Here is an 18,043-nt window from a genome sequence, read left to right on the forward strand (position 1 = left end):
TGAATCAATGTGTAAAAGTAATAAATAGGGCTTAAATTAAGCCAATTACAAAATGTTTTTAATAATTAAAGATTTTGATACGGTTTCTTCCCATTCACTTTCAGGGTTAGAGTTGGCGGTTATGCCACCTCCAACATATATAATGGCTGTATTGTTCTTTAGTTTCATACACCGTAAATTCACATACAATTGCGTGCTTTTTTTGGTAACGGCATAGGCTCTGTTTTCTATGTTTCGCTTACTGGAACGTGGTGCAGTAGTGGTTTCAAAATTTAACTCACCTAAAAAACCTGTATAAAACTCCCGGTTGTAATGTTCATTCTTTAAAATGAATTGCTTTGCTTCTTCCTTTGGAAACCCACAGACTGCCGGTGTTGGATGTATGGTACAAATAACATCTTTTAATGTGGAATCTGGTTTTAAACGTGCCGAAACCATGGTTTTTAAATGTACCAAATTACCTGCTTTTACAGTTTCTGTCTCTGAAACATTTAAGCTTTCTATGGAAGGTTGTAAACTATCAACAATAAAATCCGTTACAAATTTTTGTTCCTGTTTTTCTTTGTCTTGCCAAACCACATCTAAATTTCCTTTGTAAACCTGTGTGCCTGCCAGCGCCATAATAGAAAACTGGCTGCCTTCAATCTTTATAAGTGTTTCAGGTGTTGCCCCCAACCATAATCCTACTTTGGGGTGGTACCAACAATAAATAAAAGACGATGTGTACATGCTTAAAAGTCTTTTAAAAATAACAATAGGATTGGTCTCTGTTATTGAAACATGTTCTTGTCTTGACAACACAACCTTTTTAAAATCCTTAGCCTCGATAGCTTCGACTCCTTTTTTTACAAGCTGTATGTGTTGTTGCTTTTCCTGTTCGTCTATATTTTTTTTGTTTTCAGTAATTTCAATGTCATTTGGCATTGATGACAAAGAAATAACTTGAGAATCATCAAAAGGCATCAATACCGAGGTTTTTGCGTTATCAAATGGGGCAAAGACAAAGCCCTTTTCAGTAAAATTCTTTGTGGAAATTAATTCATTATGAGACTGAAGCAATCCATTAACGTCACTTTTATTAGGCTTTCTGTAAACAACAAAGGGCAGTTCATTGTGGTATTGTTGTTCAATACGTTTAAAAAAATCTTCCGAAGTCATTAATTAGTTCTTTTTTGGCAACGAAATGGTGGTTAATTTACAAACCGCTATCAAATTATTAGCATCGTCTGTTACTTTAATATCCAATAATTGTGTGGTTCTGCCTTTATGCATAAACGTTGCTTTAGCATATACAAACCCTTCTTTAACGCTTTTTAAATGATTGGCAGTAATTTCGATGCCCCGTACAAAAAACTGTTCAGTATCTATAAAAATATGGGAAGCAAAACTACCTACGCTTTCAGCCAAAGCTGCGGTTGCACCACCATGCAGCACGCCATCAGGCTGATATACTCTAGAATTTACGGGCATACGTGCTACTAAAAAATCATCACCATAATCTACAACCTCAATATGTAAGGTTGCCATTAAGGTATTTTTACAAGCTTCATTGGCATTTGCTATAATGACTTCTTTGGTTAATTGCATAGAAATATTGTATTTTTATTCGCGCCTGTAAAAGTACAAAATACACTTGTAACAGATATAAAATTTAAGGTTCAATTTAATATATTCCTGCCTACACAAAATTAACAAAACGATGCTAGTACCAACTTTAGAAAACGACCATGTAAAACTCACTTTATTGGGTTTAAGCAATTATAAATATTTAATAGAAATTGCCCAACAACCCAACCTAGTGCAATACTCCCCTAGTAAAATTGATACACCAGAAAATTTAAAAGAGTATGTGCAAGATGCTGTAGATTGCTATTACCAAAAAGCAGCCATTCCTTTTATTGTTTTTGATAAACGAACAAGTAGTTACGCCGGTTGTACACGTTTTGGACATATCAATTGGCATAATAAAGTGTTGCATATTGGATGGACATGGATAGGCACCCAATTTCAAGGTACTGGATTAAACAAACACATAAAATTTTTAATGCTACAGTATGCTTTTGAAACCTTGAATTTTGATAAAGTTGAATTTCGGATTGATGAACGCAACATAAAATCTAGAAAAGCGGTTGAAAAATTAGGTGCTAAACTTGAAGGTATATTGCGAAAAGACACCTTGATGCTTGATGGTTTTAAACGAAATACTTGTTGCTATGGAATTTTGAATGAGGAATGGATTGGTATAAAAAATGATGTTTTTAAAGGATTTTAGAAGCCGTATTAGCAAATCGATAACCGATTGGGTTAAACGGATGAAAATGATTTTCAGCATAATAAATTTGTAAGCAAATTACAAACGATTACATTTGTTCATGATAAAATACTACAGTTTATGAGAAACATTTTTATTGGTTTATTTGTTGTTTTCTGTTTTTCTTCAAAAATTTTCGCTCAAGTAACAAAAGAAACCGAACCCTCTTGGATTGATAACATAAGCTATTCCAAATCTAAAATAGAAAAGAGCGACGTTGCAGCAGGCACACACATTTTGCTATTCGACACCCAAATAAATATTCCCAAACAAATAGCTTTTAATAGATTAACGATTAAAGTTACTGATAATGTTGGTATTCAAAATGCATCAACCATAAATGTGAGCTACGACCCTAGTTATCAAAAATTAAAGTTCCATAAAATAAATATTATCCGAAATAATGACGTGATTGATAAATTGAATATTTCAGACATTCAAGTCATGCGACGTGAGTTAAATGCCGAAAACCACCTATATGACGGCTCTTTATCTGCAGTAATGAATATTTCTGATGTAAGAACAGATGATATTATTGATTACTCCTACTCCATTATTGGTTTTAATCCGATACATAAAAATATTTTTTCCAGTCATTTTTATTTGAATGATGTTGAATCCACCGGAAAAATAAATGTGACGCTCCTATCTCAAAACAAACTAAAATATAAATCTTTCAATACATCTGTAAAACCTATAATTTCTAAATCAGGTAATCTACATAAATACACTTGGACTGCCCATAATACTAAAAAGTTAGATTATGAAGAAAACATCCCTGTATGGAAACTCGTTTACGAGTCGGTTTTTGTAAGCGAATTTGACTCATGGAAAGACGTTATAAATTGGGGAGTCGATGTTTTTAAGACCAATGAACCTATAGACCCGGAATTACAAGCAAAGATTGATGAAATTAACAATTCCAATGCATCTAATGGTGAAAAAATTAAAACTACTTTAGATTTTGTACAAAATGACATTAGATATTTAGGTTTGGAATCTGGAATTGGAAGTTATAAACCATTTTCTCCAAATCAAGTTTTTAAACAACGGTTTGGCGATTGTAAAGATAAAAGTCTGTTAATGACAGTTATGCTAAACAAAATGAATATTGAAGCATACCCCATGCTTGTAAATACCTCATTAAAACAAAGCATTAAAGACTTGTTACCATCCCCCAAGCTTTTTGACCATTGTGTTGTTAAAGTTGTAGATGGCAACACGCATTGGTACGATCCTACTATAACAAATCAAGGTGGCGAATATAACAGCACCCATTTCCCTGATTACGCTTTGGGATTGGTTCTAAAAAAGGACAATGATGCTTTTGATGAAATTAAGCCTTATTCTGAAAATAAAATAGAAATATTTGAAGAGTACACCATCAAAGAAATAGGAAAGGGAGCTACTTTAAAAGTGGTTTCAACCTATTATGAATCTGAAGCAGATAATATGCGGCATTATTTCAAAAATAATAGCATCAATTCAATAGAAAAAGAATATGAAAAATTCTATTCAAACTATTACTATAATGTGTCCTCAGTAAAGTCACCACACTTTGAAGATAAATTAGTCAGTAACATTTTCAAAGTTTACGAAGAATACCAATTGGATAGTATTTGGGAACCAATGATTGAAAAAGAAAACTATATTTCTGCAACCTTTATCCCTAGCAGTCTTTTAAATTCATTGTACTTGCCTACTAAGGACAAAAGAGATTCTGAATTATCCATAATATACCCCATAATTAGAGAACATCAAATTAAAATAAACCTTCCAATGGATTGGGGCATTGAAAACGAAAAGCTATACGTTAATTCCCCTGGATTTTATTATGAATGGAAAGTAGATTATAATAGAAAACAAAAAGCAGTAAACCTTTATTACTATCTAAAAACACAAAAAGACAACATAACTAAAGGTGAATACAAACAGTATATTCAAGATGTTAAAAAAATAGGCCAAACTACTTCCTATCTTATCTACACGCCCAAAAATTACTCAAAATCGCTGGTTGCAACAGGTAATAATAATTTATTATCAAGTGTGGCTACCATTGTTAAATTTTCATTGGCGCTTTGTGCCCTTGTCGTTTTAGTTTTATTTGTGTTTTGGTATTTTGGAAAGAAAAATACTAAAGTGTAATGCTTTTAATATTACTGTTAGTTATCAACAAAACCCAATAGGTTATTTACAAAATCATTAATAACCACCACGTATGCTATCATGTATTTCAGACTTATATAACTGTGCCAAAGCTAAATGCGTTTCAGGTGATAATGCTTTAATATTTGAAACTTCGGCATTTGAAATGACTTGCTTTGTAGAACTTGCTCCCGGAATAATACAACTAACAGCTTGGTGGTCTAAAATCCATCGTAAAGCCAGTTGAACCATGGTTAAATTATCTGGCAATATGCTATTTTTAATAGTATCAACAAACTCTAATCCTTTTTCAAATGGCAAACCAGCAAAAGTTTCCCCTACGTTAAAAACATCGCCGTTTCTGTTATAATTTCTATGATCGTTTTCTGGAAAGCGTGTATTCTTATCAAATTTTCCTGAAAGCAACCCACTTGCCAATGGCAAGCGCACAATAATGCCAACGCCCTTTGCTTCCGCTTGCGGAAATAGTTCGGTTACCAATTTTTGTCTGAAAACGTTAAAAATGACTTGTAACGATAGCAACCCTTCTTGTTGCATACATATTAAACCTTCTTCAACCGTTTCTACACTGGCACCAAAATGTTTAATGAGTCCTTCTTGCTGTAAGTCGCGCAACCAATCAAAAATCCTTCCTTCTTTTAAATAGTGTGTTGGAATGCAGTGTAATTGTAACAAATCTAACGACTCTACGCCTAAACGTTGTAAAGAACCTTCAACAGATTTTCGTAAAACGTCTTTTGAGTATTTATCTGGATACGCATCCCCTGCTCTACCAAATTTTGTAGCCACACGTATAGAAACATCACACGTTTTTAAAAATTCACCTATAACCGTTTCACTTTTTCCATTGCCATACACATCTGCAGTATCAAAAAACGTGATACCATTTTTAACAGATTCATTTAAAATATTTAAAGCAGTTTCATTTGAAATGTCTTTACCCCAATCGGCTCCTAGTTGCCAGCAACCTAAACCTACTTCACTAATATTAAATCCGTTAACTCCTAATTTTCTGTTTTTCATTGAATGTACTTGTATTAATTTCAAAATTGAGTGCAAATAACACCTGCCTGTGTTAAAAAAAGACTCTTTACCGTATAAATATTATAAAAAACGAATATATAACATTTTTAAAGTTTTAATCTATAGATTTAATCAAACCAACTTTAAACTAAGTATTATGAAAACTACAAACAATTCTTTAATTATATTTTTTTTGAGTTCGAGTATTGGTCATGCACAGTTTATTTCGACCGATGACAAGTTACACTTTGGTGCGGGTGCTTTAATTTCCGCAACCACTTATGCCGTTGTTTATACAACCACTAAAAATAAGAAAAAGGCTTTTTGGTATAGTCTTGGAGCCTCTGTGCTTGCTGGAGCTACTAAAGAACTCTATGATAGTGTAAGAAAAGGTAAAGAAGGCTATTCTTATTATTGGGATACCGGTGAATTGATAGCCTCTTCTTTAGGTGGGTTAACAGCCAGTACGACTATTAGTCTATTTGTTGGAAAAAAAAATAAGGAACGAAAAAAAATAGCGTTGGTGAATTAATATTCATGTTATCCGATAAAACTTTTACAATTCACTGCAAACACAGTGATAATGACTTTTTAAAGATTACTGATTTGTAGCCTTGCCTTTTGTAATAATAAGTTACTCAGTGATTATAAAAAACAGAAAAGTAAATCAATTTGTTGGCATTTAGTCTATTTGTCAATCATTCTCTCTTTGTCAATTTTCTATTTGTCTCTTATCTCTTATTTCTTGTCTTTTGTCTTTATTATTCTATTAACCGTTTTACTATAGCTTTTACAGGTAATATACTATGTGTATGCTCAATACTAGGACCTGCAACCCAAACCGTTTTATAGGTGACTTTGGTTGCGGCATTTTTGGTAGCATTCATTCCTATCGAAAAACGAATCATCTTCACCCATTTTTTAAGTTTTTTATGCTTGTTTAAAACAGATTCTAACCAAGTAGCCTTAGTTCCTATTTTTTGAACATAGGGTGTATTGATAACAGTACATGGTGTCCCCGAAATACGCTCGGTCATTACAATGTCTTCTGCTCCGTATTCCACACATGCTTGTTTATATTCGTCTGTGACATTAGCTTCAACCGATGCGATAAACGGACTCCCAACAGAAACGCCAGCAGCTCCATAACTTAACATGGTATCAATATCTGCTTTGCGGCCCACACCGCCTGCCGAAATAATCGGAATCTGGCAATTGGAAACCAACTCTTTTATAAGATTCTCTGGTGACAGATTTCCTCTGTGCCCACCGGCTTGATTATTAACAGCAATGACAGCATCGGCTCCCAATCCCTCTACTTTTTGCGCAAACTTTAAATCGACCACATCACAAAACACTTTTATACCTACTCGATGTGCTTGATTTATGGTTTCCTCCGGGCTTCCTAAAGAGGTTATTATAAAATCGCAACCTTCCTCACAAAGTATGCGTAATTGTTCCTTATATTTAATATTCGATTTATTTACTATAAGATTAAATCCAAACGAACCGCCTGCTACTTTTGCCTTTTTCAACTCAATAATAGCTGCTCTTAGTTCTTCCAAGGTTCTATAATTAAGTGCAGGAATACATCCAGCAATACCACATTTCATAGCTTCAATAACCATGGCGGTATTTGATACCAAGAACATAGGCGCCTGAATTATTGGGTATTTAATTTCTAAAAGTTGAGTAAGTTTCGTTGACATTTCTAAAATTGATTTCGACAAATATAACAAATATTATGCATGCATAGTATATTGTTTTGTTTTGAAATTAATCAAATGAAAACAACTTTCTGACAGGAATTAGAAAGTTGTTTTTAAATAAAATTAAACTGTATTTTTATTTTTTCCGTGTAAACGTCACTTTAACTACTATTGTACTTGTAATAGTTGCCCCTTGTTCTGATAAATCTTCAATGGATTCTACAAATAGAACAAATTCATCTTGTGTTAATTTTTCAATTGTCCCTTCAGTTTCTTCACCTTGCGATTCAATTATAAGCCTATTACCATTTTGTTCCCAAGAGCCATTTTCCAGAAACTCAACATTCTCAACATCTTCAGTAAAAGTTTGTCCAAGAACAGTATTAGTTAAATGAATACTATAACTTCCATCTGAAATATATGTTTTTGGAGAATCATTAAAAGTAACTGTAAAATCAATATCATATCCTTCTCCAGTGAAAGTGTTTGTTAAAGATTCTCCTGAAACTTCAGTAACGGTTTGTCCTCCATAATCTACAGAGGTAGCAATCCAAGTACCAATAATATCAGAAGATATTTCGGGGGCAACATCCTCAGTTGAACAAGAACATAAAACAAAAAATGTTGCAATAATAAATAAATTGATTTTTTTCATTTGTATATGGAATTATTAGTTTTTTTTAATATGCGATTTAGCATTTATAAATATTTGAGCGAAAATACATTATTATTTTTATAAAACAACTATATAACGTTTTTTGGTTTCATCGACATAAAATATTAAACAAAAGCGCAACCTTTTTGTGAATCATTCATCCTATGAAAATCAAACATATCCTTATAGTTTCTTTTATCCTTTTAAGTTTTTCATGTTCTAATGATACTGAGGTAAGAAAACAACTTGTTGAATAAAAAAACGCAACCATTTCTGGTTGCGTTTTTAGTTTTATTTGGATTCCTGCCTTCGCAGGAATGACCGTTTATTTCACTTCTTCGAAATCTATACTTCGACTTCGCTCAGCACAGGCTACTTGACTTCTTCGAAGTCTACGTCTTCAACATCGCTAGATTCTGCTTGTCCATTTTGACCTGCAGCATCTGGTCCTGGTTGTGCACCACCTTGTTGTGCTTCGGCTTGTGCTTTGTACATTTCTTCACTAGCAACTTTCCAAGCTTCATTTATTTTCTCTAAAGCTGGGTCTATAACCGCTACGTCTTTAGTTTCAAAAGCTTTCTTAAGTTCTTCTAATGCTTCTTCAATTGGTTTCTTTTTATCATCAGATAATTTATCACCAAATTCCTTTAACTGACTTTCGGTTTGGAAAATCATGGCATCAGCAGCATTTAATTTTTCTGCTTTCTCTTTGGCTTGTTTATCTGCCTCAGCATTAGCTTCTGCATCTGCTTTCATTTTTTTGATTTCTTCTTCAGTTAAACCAGAAGATGCTTCTATACGAATATCTTGTGTTTTATTTGTAGCTTTATCTGTTGCAGTCACATGAATAATACCATTGGCATCAATATCAAACGTTACTTCAATTTGTGGCGTTCCTCTTCTTGCTGGTGGAATACCATCTAAGTGAAAACGGCCAATGGTCTTGTTATCGGCAGCCATAGCTCTTTCACCTTGTAATACGTGAATTTCTACAGATGGTTGATTATCGGCAGCTGTTGAGAATACTTGGGATTTCTTAGTAGGAATCGTGGTATTAGCCTCAATCAACTTCGTCATAACATTACCCATAGTTTCAATACCTAATGATAATGGCGTTACGTCCAATAACAATACATCTTTTACATCACCAGTTAATACACCACCTTGAATACCAGCACCTAAAGATACAACTTCGTCTGGGTTCACACCTTTACTTGGAGATTTTCCAAAGAATTTCTCAACAGCAGCTTGAACTGCAGGGATACGTGTAGAACCACCTACTAAAATAATTTCGTCAATATCGTTTTTACTTAAACCTGCTGCTTTTAATGCAGATTCACATGGTGCAATGGTACGTTTTACTAAATCGTCAATTAATTGCTCAAATTTAGATCTTGTTAATGTACGTACTAAGTGTTTTGGTCCACTTGCAGTAGCCGTAATATATGGTAAGTTGATTTCTGTTTGTGCAGAAGATGATAATTCAATCTTAGCTTTTTCAGCAGCTTCTTTTAAACGTTGTAAAGACATCGGGTCTTTACGTAAATCCATACCTTCTTCAGCATTAAACTCATCTGCTAACCAGTTGATGATTTTTTCATCTACGTCATCACCACCTAAGTGGGTATCACCATCAGTAGATAATACTTCAAATACACCATCTCCTAATTCTAAAATAGAAACGTCGTGTGTACCTCCACCAAAGTCAAATACCACAATTTTTTGGTCTTTACCTTTTTTGTCCAAACCATAAGCCAATGCAGCAGCTGTAGGCTCATTTATAATACGTCTTACCTTTAAGCCTGCAATTTCACCAGCTTCTTTAGTAGCTTGACGTTGACTGTCGTTGAAGTACGCAGGTACCGTAATAACTGCTTCTGTAACTGTAGTTCCTAAATAATCTTCAGCAGTTTTCTTCATTTTTTGAAGAATCATAGCAGATAATTCTTGAGGTGTGTATAAACGCCCGTCTATATCTACACGAGGCGTATCGTTATCACCTTTTACTACCTTATATGGTACACGTTCTGCTTCTTTTTTAGATTCAGAATATTTATTACCCATAAAACGTTTAATAGAATAAACAGTTTTTGTAGGGTTTGTTACTGCTTGTCTTTTTGCTGGGTCACCAACTTTAATTTCGCCGCCTTCAACAAAAGCAATAACCGATGGCGTTGTTCTTTTACCTTCTGCGTTTGGGATAACAACGGGTTCGTTACCTTCCATAACAGAAACGCAAGAGTTGGTTGTACCTAAATCGATTCCAATAATTTTACTCATAATATATTTTTTATTTGTGTTGAATGTTCATTTTTGAATTCGATATGTAAAAGTCAATGATTATGCCAATAAATGAATGCTGACATGATGTCATATTGATAAATTTAATGATTGTGTTTCTTAATTATAAGATCCTTCTTTCAGCAGGACTATGGAAGGAAGAAAAGACAGGACAGAACGTTAAGAAACCGTAAGGTTCACGAACACGTATTTTTCAAATAATTAAGTGTCGTGAGTAAACAGTCAGCAGACTGTTTTAGTGAAATCGAAGATTCGGCATAGCCAATGAGCCGGGTGGCATATGGCCAAAAAAAGAATCATTTTTAGCCAATTATAAAAAGTTTAAACGAGTTCTTTTTAAAGGCTGTCAAAAATCAATAGGCAGCCTTTTTATTTAAACTATATTTGCTTCTCTTATTTTCTATAAAAATGGAATGTATCTCTGTATTTGATATGCTTAAAATAGGTATTGGACCTTCAAGTTCCCACACATTAGGTCCTTGGCGTGCCACCCAGCGTTGGATAAAAGAACTAAAAGACCAAAATAATTTTGATAAAGTTGAAACCATCACTGTTGATTTATACGGTTCATTATCTTTAACAGGAAAAGGACATGCTACCGATTATGCCATTATGTTAGGCTTAAGTGGAGAAAATCCTGAAACCATTCCAACGGAAGCAATACCTTCCCTTATTTCAGAAATTAATAACACCAACACCGTTTGTTTTAACGCTGAAAAAAACATAACATTCAACCCAAAAACGGACATTATATTTAATAGAAAATTTTTGCCATTTCATGCCAATGCGTTACAATTCTCTGCTACAGTCAACGGAAAAAAAATAAAATCCATTTACTACTCCATTGGAGGTGGTTTTGTGGTTCAAGAAGCACGAAAAATTTCAGAAGCCAATAAAATCATTTTTTACTGTACGTTTCCTTATCCTATTGAAACAGGAACCGATTTATTACAGTATTGTAAACAATTAAATAAATCGATATCTGAAGTTGTTTTAGAAAACGAAAAATCAATAAGACCCATTGAAACCATTGATTTTGAACTGCAACGTATATGGAACACCATGCTAGAATGCATCTACACAGGTTGCCATACCGAAGGATACCTACCCGGAGGCTTAAACGTTAGGCGTCGTGCTTTCGATACGTACCAAACATTAAAAGGGAATTCACCGTATAATTCGCCACAAGAATGGATAAAAACCATTCGAAAAACCAAAGTTAAGTTTAGGCAAATATTAAAGTGGGTTAGCTGTTTTGCTTTAAGTGTAAATGAAGTGAATGCCTCCTTAGGTCGTGTAGTTACAGCACCAACTAACGGAAGTGCTGGAGTTATTCCTGCTGTTTTAATGTACTACATGGTTATTGAAAATCATAAAGCAAATTTTAATCATATAAAACAATTTTTACTGGTATCCGGAGAAATTGGCAGCATTTTTAAAAAAGGAGCTACTATTTCTGCCGCTATGGGTGGCTGTCAAGCTGAAATTGGCGTATCGTCTGCCATGGCCGCTGCTGCTTTATGTGAATTAATGGGTGGCACGCCCGAACAGGTTTTAGTAGCTGCCGAAATTGCCATGGAACACCACTTAGGCCTAACTTGCGATCCCATTGGGGGCTTGGTGCAAATACCATGTATAGAACGCAATGCCATGGGGGCCATAAAAGCAATAAATGCTGCTGAAATGGCTTTAGACACCGACCCGAAAAACGTAAAAGTGCCACTAGATAAAGTAGTTGCAACTATGTGGGAAACCGCAAAAGATATGAATACAAAATACAAAGAAACCTCTAAAGGTGGTTTGGCTGTTAGTGTAAACTTATCCGATTGCTAATCAAATTATTAACAGAAAAAGCGTCTAAATAAAAGACCATTAATACTACTAAGCGGTAAAATAACTTCTGTTTTTAGTATTTTTACACCTATTGCACAAAAAGCGACGGTTAACTTGGTTAAACACCGCACTAAAAAAATCAACTTTACCAATGAAAAACATTTATTTACTAATTATTACAGTAATACTCGTATCATGCAATCAAGAAACTAAAATAGTAGAAACCAACCTTTTTCCTGACGGAACTAAAATTCCTGATTGGTTTTTTGACTATTCTAAAATAAACCCTGCCGATTTAGGAACTTTTTATACCATTACCGATTATGGTGTTAGTAACGACAGTACCATAATACAAACAGAAGCCATTCAAAATACTATAGATGAAGCTTACAGAAATGGTGGCGGTGTTATTGTAATTCCTAAGGGAACTTTTTTAAGTGGTGCACTGTTTTTTAAACCGAATACCCATTTACATGTCGCCGAAGGTGGTGTTTTAAAAGGTTCTGATAATATTGCCGATTATCCTTTTAAACCTTCTAGAATTGAAGGGCAAAGTATTGAATATTTCTCGGCCTTAGTAAATGCCTTTGGTATAGACGGGTTTACCATTACTGGAAAAGGTACTATTGACGGAAACGGTTTAAAATATTGGGAAGCTTTCTGGCAACGTAGAAAAGAAAACCCTAAATGCACCAATTTAGAAGTATCAAGACCACGATTGGTATTTATTTGGAAATGCAATAACGTACAAGTACAAGATGTGACATTACGAAACTCTGGTTTTTGGACCAGTCATTATTATCAATGTAATAACGTAAAAATTTTAGATTTACGCATTACTTCGCCACATGAACCAGTAAAAGCTCCAAGTACCGATGCTATTGATATAGATGTATGTAGTAACATGCTAATTAAAGGTTGCTACATGGCAGTAAACGACGATGCCATTGCATTAAAAGGTGGTAAAGGCCCTTGGGCAGATAAAGACCCTAGCAATGGCGAAAACACCAATATTATAATTGAAGATTGCGAATTCGGATTTTGTCATGCCGCTTTAACAAACGGAAGCGAAGCCATACACAACAAAAATATAGTGATGCGGAATTGTACCGTAAAAGAAGCCAAGCGTTTATTATGGCTAAAAATGCGCCCGGATACAGCTCAAAAATACGAATACATAACCGTTGAAAATATTACAGGTGAAGCCCACAGCTTTATTTATATTAAGCCTTGGACGCAGTTTTTCGATTTAAAAGGAAGAAAGGATGTGCCTTTATCATATTCAAATCATATTACCATGAGAAATATTGACTTAAAATGCGATATTTTTTATGATATGAAGATTACCGAATATGACAAGCTTTCCAATTTCACATTTGAAAACATAAAAGTTGAAGCCAAAGATGGTACTTACGATAAAAGCATCATTAATGGCGTTACTTTTAAAAATGTTGAAGTAAATGGCGAACTCATTAAATAACCTGTTTCTACCTTAAAAAATGTTTGACATAAGTAGATTCAGGGCAAACGCACACTTTTTCTCCACGAATTTGCTTCGCCTGTTCGCTGTCGCTCGGGTCACGAATTAACACAAATCTGTATCTGCCAACAGGTGAATTTTAATGATTTTCAAAAATAAATGACACTAATTTTTCGCTTTTAGCGAATTTGGATAATATTAAAAGATCTCTATTAGTGTGGATTGGTGTAATTAGTCAGGGCAAACTCATACTTTTATTAGAGAATTAATTAGCCACGAATACACGAATAAAACTTAGCGTTATGTGAAAATATTATCATCACGAATAAAAAATCTATAGATTTTTTTAAGAAATTAGTGATAATCCTTTTTGTTTTACCAAAAAATAGAAAAATTTGTGAATTCGTGGCTTTCCTTTCTATTAAAGTATGAGTTTGCCCTGATAAGTAGATTTCATTTTTTATTTCTTACGAATTTGTTTTACTACTTTTGCTATCTATTAGAAAAAACAAAAATATGTCCACTGCAAAAAAAGAATATAAACGTGTTACCGTAAAAACACTGGTTGATATGAAAGCCAATGGTGAAAAAATATCCATGCTGACAGCCTACGATTACACCATGGCAAAAATAGTAGATGGCGCCGGTATAGATGTTATTCTTGTTGGTGATTCGGCTAGCAACGTTATGGCAGGGCACGAAACCACATTGCCTATTACTTTAGATCAAATGATATACCATGCATCTTCAGTAATTCGTGCTATAGACCGTGCTTTAGTGGTGGTAGATTTGCCTTTTGGAAGCTATCAAAGTGACCCGAAAGAAGCCCTGCGTTCTGCCATTAGAATTATGAAAGAAAGTGGCGGACATGCTGTAAAACTGGAAGGCGGAAAAGAAATTAAAGAGTCTATAAAACGTATTTTAAATGCTGGCATCCCTGTAATGGGTCATTTAGGTTTAACACCACAATCTATCTACAAATTTGGAACTTACACCGTTCGTGCTAAAGAAGAAGAAGAAGCGCTACGCCTCATAGAAGATGCCAAAATGCTTGAACGCATTGGTTGTTTTGCTATTGTTCTCGAAAAAATACCTGCCAAACTTGCTAAAGAAGTTGCCGAAAGTGTTAGTATCCCCATTATTGGTATTGGCGCTGGTAATGGTGTAGATGGTCAAGTTTTGGTTTTACATGATATGCTAGGGATGACACACGAATTTCATCCACGTTTTTTACGCCGCTATATGAATTTGTATGAAGACATGACCAGTGCTATTTCCCAATATGTTGATGATGTAAAAACATTAGACTTCCCAAATGATAATGAGCAGTATTAATTTAGATTGTTAGACTTGTTAGATTGTTGGACTTGTTAGATTGATGGAGGTTTTAGATAATTAGACTTATTTAGTTTTATGCATAGATTTAAAGAATTAGAAATATGGAAAAGAGGTCGACATTTTTGTACTGGAATATATTCTTTAACTTCTAAGTTTCCTGAATCGGAAAAGTTCGGATTATCAAATCAACTTCGAAGAGCCTCTGTTTCAATTCCTTCTAATATTGCCGAAGGTTCATCTAGAAAATCAAATAAAGATTTTTCTAGATTTTTAGAGATTACTTTAGGTTCTTGCTATGAAATTGAAACGCAATTGCTTATTGCTTTCGATTTAAAATTTATTTCTTTTGAAGAACTAAATCTTATTTCAAAAGAATTAGAAGAAATAATAAAAATGATTTCTAAATTCAAATCAACACTAAAAATCTAAATAGTCTAAGTAGTCTAATAATCTAATATGTCCAAATTGTCCAATAAAAACAACCTACAGGTTTTATATGAAGATAACCATATCATCATTATAAACAAACGTGCAGGTGATATTGTGCAAGGTGATAAAACAGGTGACAAACCATTAAGCGATATTGTTAAAGCATACATAAAAGACAAATACAGCAAACCTGGGGATGTCTATTTAGGGGTTGTGCACCGTTTAGACCGCCCCACGACAGGTCTTGTTATTTTTGCAAAAACCAGCAAAGTATTACCCAGATTAAATGCCCTGTTTGTTTCAAAAGATATTGATAAAACCTATTGGGCTATTGTAAAAAACGAACCACCAAAAGCAAAAGACACTTTGGTAAATTGGCTAAAAAAAAATCCAAAGAACAATAAATCCACAGCTTATCCAAAAGAAGTCAAAGACAGTAAAAAAGCCATTCTTCATTATAAAACATTAAAGAAATTAGACCATTATTTCTTGCTTGAAATTAATTTAGAAACGGGCAGACACCATCAAATACGTTCGCAATTATCAACTATTGGTTGCCCCATAAAAGGCGATTTAAAGTACGGATTCGATAGAAGCAATAAAGATGCCAGCATCCATTTACACGCAAGACATATTACCTTTATACATCCTGTAAAATTAGTTCCTATAAGTATTACTGCACCATTGCCAAATGATCCAATTTGGGATGCTTGTAATGGTTAGAAGTTGCAAAGCTTCAAAGCCTCAAAGTTTCTGATATTCAGACTAAGTATCTCTTCTATTTCCCCTATTCTCTATTGCCTATTTGCCTATTTGCCTACTGCCTACTTCTATTTTCTATTGTCTATTTTTTTAAATCGCTTCGTATTATGTGATTAGAATAAATCAAGGATGTTCCATATCTTTATGAAAAAACATTTTGGATAGTATTAGTCACATTATTTTGTCTCAAAAGGCATTTTTTAATTCACAAAAAACAAAATCGGTAGCAACCAGATTGATTTATTTAAAGGCTTTGAAAAATGAAATCATTTCAAAAGAACAAGCTATTTATGATGCATTAAATAAAGACTTTAAAAAGCCGGAATTAGAGACTTTTCTTAGTGAATATGGACTTGTCATGTCCCAATTAAATTTGGTTATTAAAAACCTTAAGAAATGGTCAAAACCAAAACGGATTAAGTCGTCTATCCTAACATTCCCCTCTAAAGATTATATTTATAAAGAACCCTACGGAAACGTGTTGGTCATTGCTCCTTGGAATTATCCTTTTTTACTAGCTTTTGAACCTGTTATCATGGCAATTGCCGCAGGAAATACGGTCATTTTAAAACCAAGCGAACTTACCAAACACACCTCACAATTAGTAACCGATATATTAACGACTGTTTTTCCAGAAGCGTATGCTAAATCGATACAAGGTGATGCTAATGTAGCAACAGAATTATTGACCCAAAAATGGGATTATATTTTCTTTACAGGAAGTGTATCTGTTGGTAAAATAATCGCACAAGCAGCCGCAAAACATTTAACACCAGTTACTTTAGAATTAGGCGGTAAATCACCCTGTATTGTTGATGATACGGTAAACTTAAAGCTTGCAGCAACAAGAATAGCTTGGGGTAAATTTTTCAATGGTGGACAAACATGTATCGCACCCGATTATATTATTGTTAAACGCAATGTTAAACAGGCATTTATGGTGTTTTTAAAAGATGAAATAACTAGGTTTTATGGTGAGAACCCTAAAGAATCGGTAGATTTCCCAAGAATTATAAATACTAAAAATACCTTGCGAATCGCTAATATGCTAAAAGACGCTCCCGTTGTTTTTGGCGGTACTATTGATGAAACGAACAATTACATAGCCCCTACTTTAATTGATGAACCTTCTTTAGAAAGCGAGGTGATGAACAATGAAATTTTTGGTCCTATTTTACCAATTCTAACTTATGATACCGAAAAAGACATAGACCGTATTATTACAAATTTTGAAAAACCTTTGGCATTGTACACCTTTTCGAATAACAAAACCTTTGTAGAATATATATTAAACACTTACAGTTTTGGCGGTGGCGTGGTTAATGATGTTTTAATTCATTTTGGAAATCACAGACTCCCTTTTGGTGGCGTTGGAGCTAGCGGTATGGGCATTTACCACGGAAAATATGGATTTGACACCTTTACGCATAGTAAAGCCATTATAAAGCGGGGGAATTGGATGGACCCTTCGTTAAGGTATCCGCCATATAATGGCAAACGCAATCTTATAAAAAAACTTTTTAAATTCTTTTCGTAATTATAATATTGAGTGTTATTTATCAGTCTGTTTTTTAACCGCAAAAACGCAAAGGTTTCCGCAAAGTACAGCAAAGTATGACCTGAGCAAAACCGAAGGGAACTCACAGATTATTTACTACTCTTTTTATTCCGTTTTTCAACAATGCAACATTGAAGTTGATCAACAATCCAAGTTTGAAATTGCCAAGCTTCATATAAGTTAGTGTTTGTGCCAAATGAACATCATTTAATGCTTCCACACTTTTTATTTCAATAACCAGTTTATGCTCTACCAATATGTCAATTCTGTAACCACAATCTAATTTAACCTCTTCAAAAACTAAAGGCATGGGCTTTTCCTTTTCTGCAAACATTCCAGATTGAATGATTTTGTACATTAAACATTCTTTATACGCGCTCTCAAGTAACCCAGGCCCTAGTGCCTTATGAACTTCAATGGCCAAACCTATTATCTTATTAGCGATTTCGTTTTCTGTCATACTATTTTTTTAACGATT

General features: G+C 33.9%; 16 protein-coding genes. 9 read left to right on the top strand and 7 right to left on the bottom strand.

Going from position 1 to position 18,043, the window contains the following annotated elements:
- Positions 1-45: 45 nt before the first annotated feature.
- A complete protein-coding gene (locus ACGLWY_RS07035) occupies positions 46-1,158 on the bottom strand; it encodes a chorismate-binding protein (RefSeq protein WP_396618969.1) in 1,113 nt (370 codons plus the stop codon).
- Positions 1,159-1,161: 3 nt separating this feature from the next.
- Positions 1,162-1,587: a PaaI family thioesterase gene (locus ACGLWY_RS07040; RefSeq protein WP_396618970.1), complete on the bottom strand. Its 426-nt coding sequence runs from the start codon at positions 1,585-1,587 to the stop codon at positions 1,162-1,164.
- Between the two features lie 112 nt (positions 1,588-1,699).
- On the opposite strand from ACGLWY_RS07040, the gene ACGLWY_RS07045 reads away from it, so the two are divergent.
- Positions 1,700-2,272, top strand: coding sequence for a GNAT family N-acetyltransferase (locus ACGLWY_RS07045; protein ID WP_396618971.1), 573 nt, complete (start codon positions 1,700-1,702; stop codon positions 2,270-2,272).
- Positions 2,273-2,392: 120 nt separating this feature from the next.
- Positions 2,393-4,456: a DUF3857 domain-containing transglutaminase family protein gene (locus ACGLWY_RS07050; RefSeq protein WP_396618972.1), complete on the top strand. Its 2,064-nt coding sequence runs from the start codon at positions 2,393-2,395 to the stop codon at positions 4,454-4,456.
- Positions 4,457-4,513: 57 nt separating this feature from the next.
- Here ACGLWY_RS07050 and ACGLWY_RS07055 read toward each other — a convergent pair whose 3' ends face one another.
- Entirely contained in the window at positions 4,514-5,500 is a 987-nt protein-coding gene (locus ACGLWY_RS07055) for an aldo/keto reductase (RefSeq protein ID WP_396618973.1), read from the bottom strand.
- 157 nt (positions 5,501-5,657) lie between these two features.
- Between ACGLWY_RS07055 and ACGLWY_RS07060 the strand changes: the two genes are divergently transcribed.
- Positions 5,658-6,032, top strand: coding sequence for a hypothetical protein (locus ACGLWY_RS07060; protein WP_396618974.1), 375 nt, complete (start codon positions 5,658-5,660; stop codon positions 6,030-6,032).
- 229 nt (positions 6,033-6,261) lie between these two features.
- Here the strand turns inward: ACGLWY_RS07060 and ACGLWY_RS07065 are convergent, their stop codons facing one another.
- From ACGLWY_RS07065 to dnaK, 3 genes are all read right to left on the bottom strand, one after another.
- Positions 6,262-7,209 carry an NAD(P)H-dependent flavin oxidoreductase gene (locus ACGLWY_RS07065; RefSeq protein ID WP_396618975.1) on the bottom strand — a complete coding sequence of 316 codons (948 nt, stop codon included), beginning with the start codon at positions 7,207-7,209 and terminating at the stop codon, positions 6,262-6,264.
- A 136-nt stretch (positions 7,210-7,345) separates the two neighbouring features.
- The gene (locus tag ACGLWY_RS07070; RefSeq protein WP_396618976.1) at positions 7,346-7,864 is read right to left on the bottom strand and encodes a hypothetical protein; all 519 of its coding nucleotides are present in this window, start codon (positions 7,862-7,864) and stop codon (positions 7,346-7,348) included.
- Between the two features lie 372 nt (positions 7,865-8,236).
- Positions 8,237-10,144 (bottom strand): molecular chaperone DnaK, encoded by a 1,908-nt coding sequence (gene dnaK / locus ACGLWY_RS07075; protein ID WP_396618977.1) that lies wholly within the window; start codon positions 10,142-10,144, stop codon positions 8,237-8,239.
- Between the two features lie 429 nt (positions 10,145-10,573).
- On the opposite strand from dnaK, the gene ACGLWY_RS07080 reads away from it, so the two are divergent.
- The 6 genes from ACGLWY_RS07080 (at position 10,574) to ACGLWY_RS07105 (ending at position 17,544) form a co-directional block, all read left to right on the top strand.
- Positions 10,574-11,998, top strand: coding sequence for an L-serine ammonia-lyase (locus tag ACGLWY_RS07080; protein WP_396618978.1), 1,425 nt, complete (start codon positions 10,574-10,576; stop codon positions 11,996-11,998).
- Positions 11,999-12,149: 151 nt separating this feature from the next.
- A complete protein-coding gene (locus ACGLWY_RS07085) occupies positions 12,150-13,478 on the top strand; it encodes a glycoside hydrolase family 28 protein (RefSeq protein WP_396618979.1) in 1,329 nt (442 codons plus the stop codon).
- Positions 13,479-13,994: 516 nt separating this feature from the next.
- The gene (gene panB / locus ACGLWY_RS07090; protein WP_396618980.1) at positions 13,995-14,813 is read left to right on the top strand and encodes a 3-methyl-2-oxobutanoate hydroxymethyltransferase; all 819 of its coding nucleotides are present in this window, start codon (positions 13,995-13,997) and stop codon (positions 14,811-14,813) included.
- 78 nt (positions 14,814-14,891) lie between these two features.
- Positions 14,892-15,245, top strand: a complete 354-nt coding sequence (locus ACGLWY_RS07095; RefSeq protein WP_396618981.1) for a four helix bundle protein — start codon at positions 14,892-14,894, stop codon at positions 15,243-15,245.
- A 27-nt stretch (positions 15,246-15,272) separates the two neighbouring features.
- A complete protein-coding gene (locus tag ACGLWY_RS07100; RefSeq protein WP_396618982.1) occupies positions 15,273-15,968 on the top strand; it encodes an RluA family pseudouridine synthase in 696 nt (231 codons plus the stop codon).
- Positions 15,969-16,164: 196 nt separating this feature from the next.
- Positions 16,165-17,544, top strand: coding sequence for an aldehyde dehydrogenase (locus ACGLWY_RS07105; RefSeq protein WP_396618983.1), 1,380 nt, complete (start codon positions 16,165-16,167; stop codon positions 17,542-17,544).
- Positions 17,545-17,647: 103 nt separating this feature from the next.
- Here the strand turns inward: ACGLWY_RS07105 and ACGLWY_RS07110 are convergent, their stop codons facing one another.
- A complete protein-coding gene (locus ACGLWY_RS07110; protein WP_396618984.1) occupies positions 17,648-18,025 on the bottom strand; it encodes a GxxExxY protein in 378 nt (125 codons plus the stop codon).
- Between the last annotated feature and the right edge of the window lie 18 nt (positions 18,026-18,043).

This window comes from Mariniflexile sp. HMF6888 (genome assembly GCF_044335535.1).
Classification (GTDB): domain Bacteria; phylum Bacteroidota; class Bacteroidia; order Flavobacteriales; family Flavobacteriaceae; genus Mariniflexile.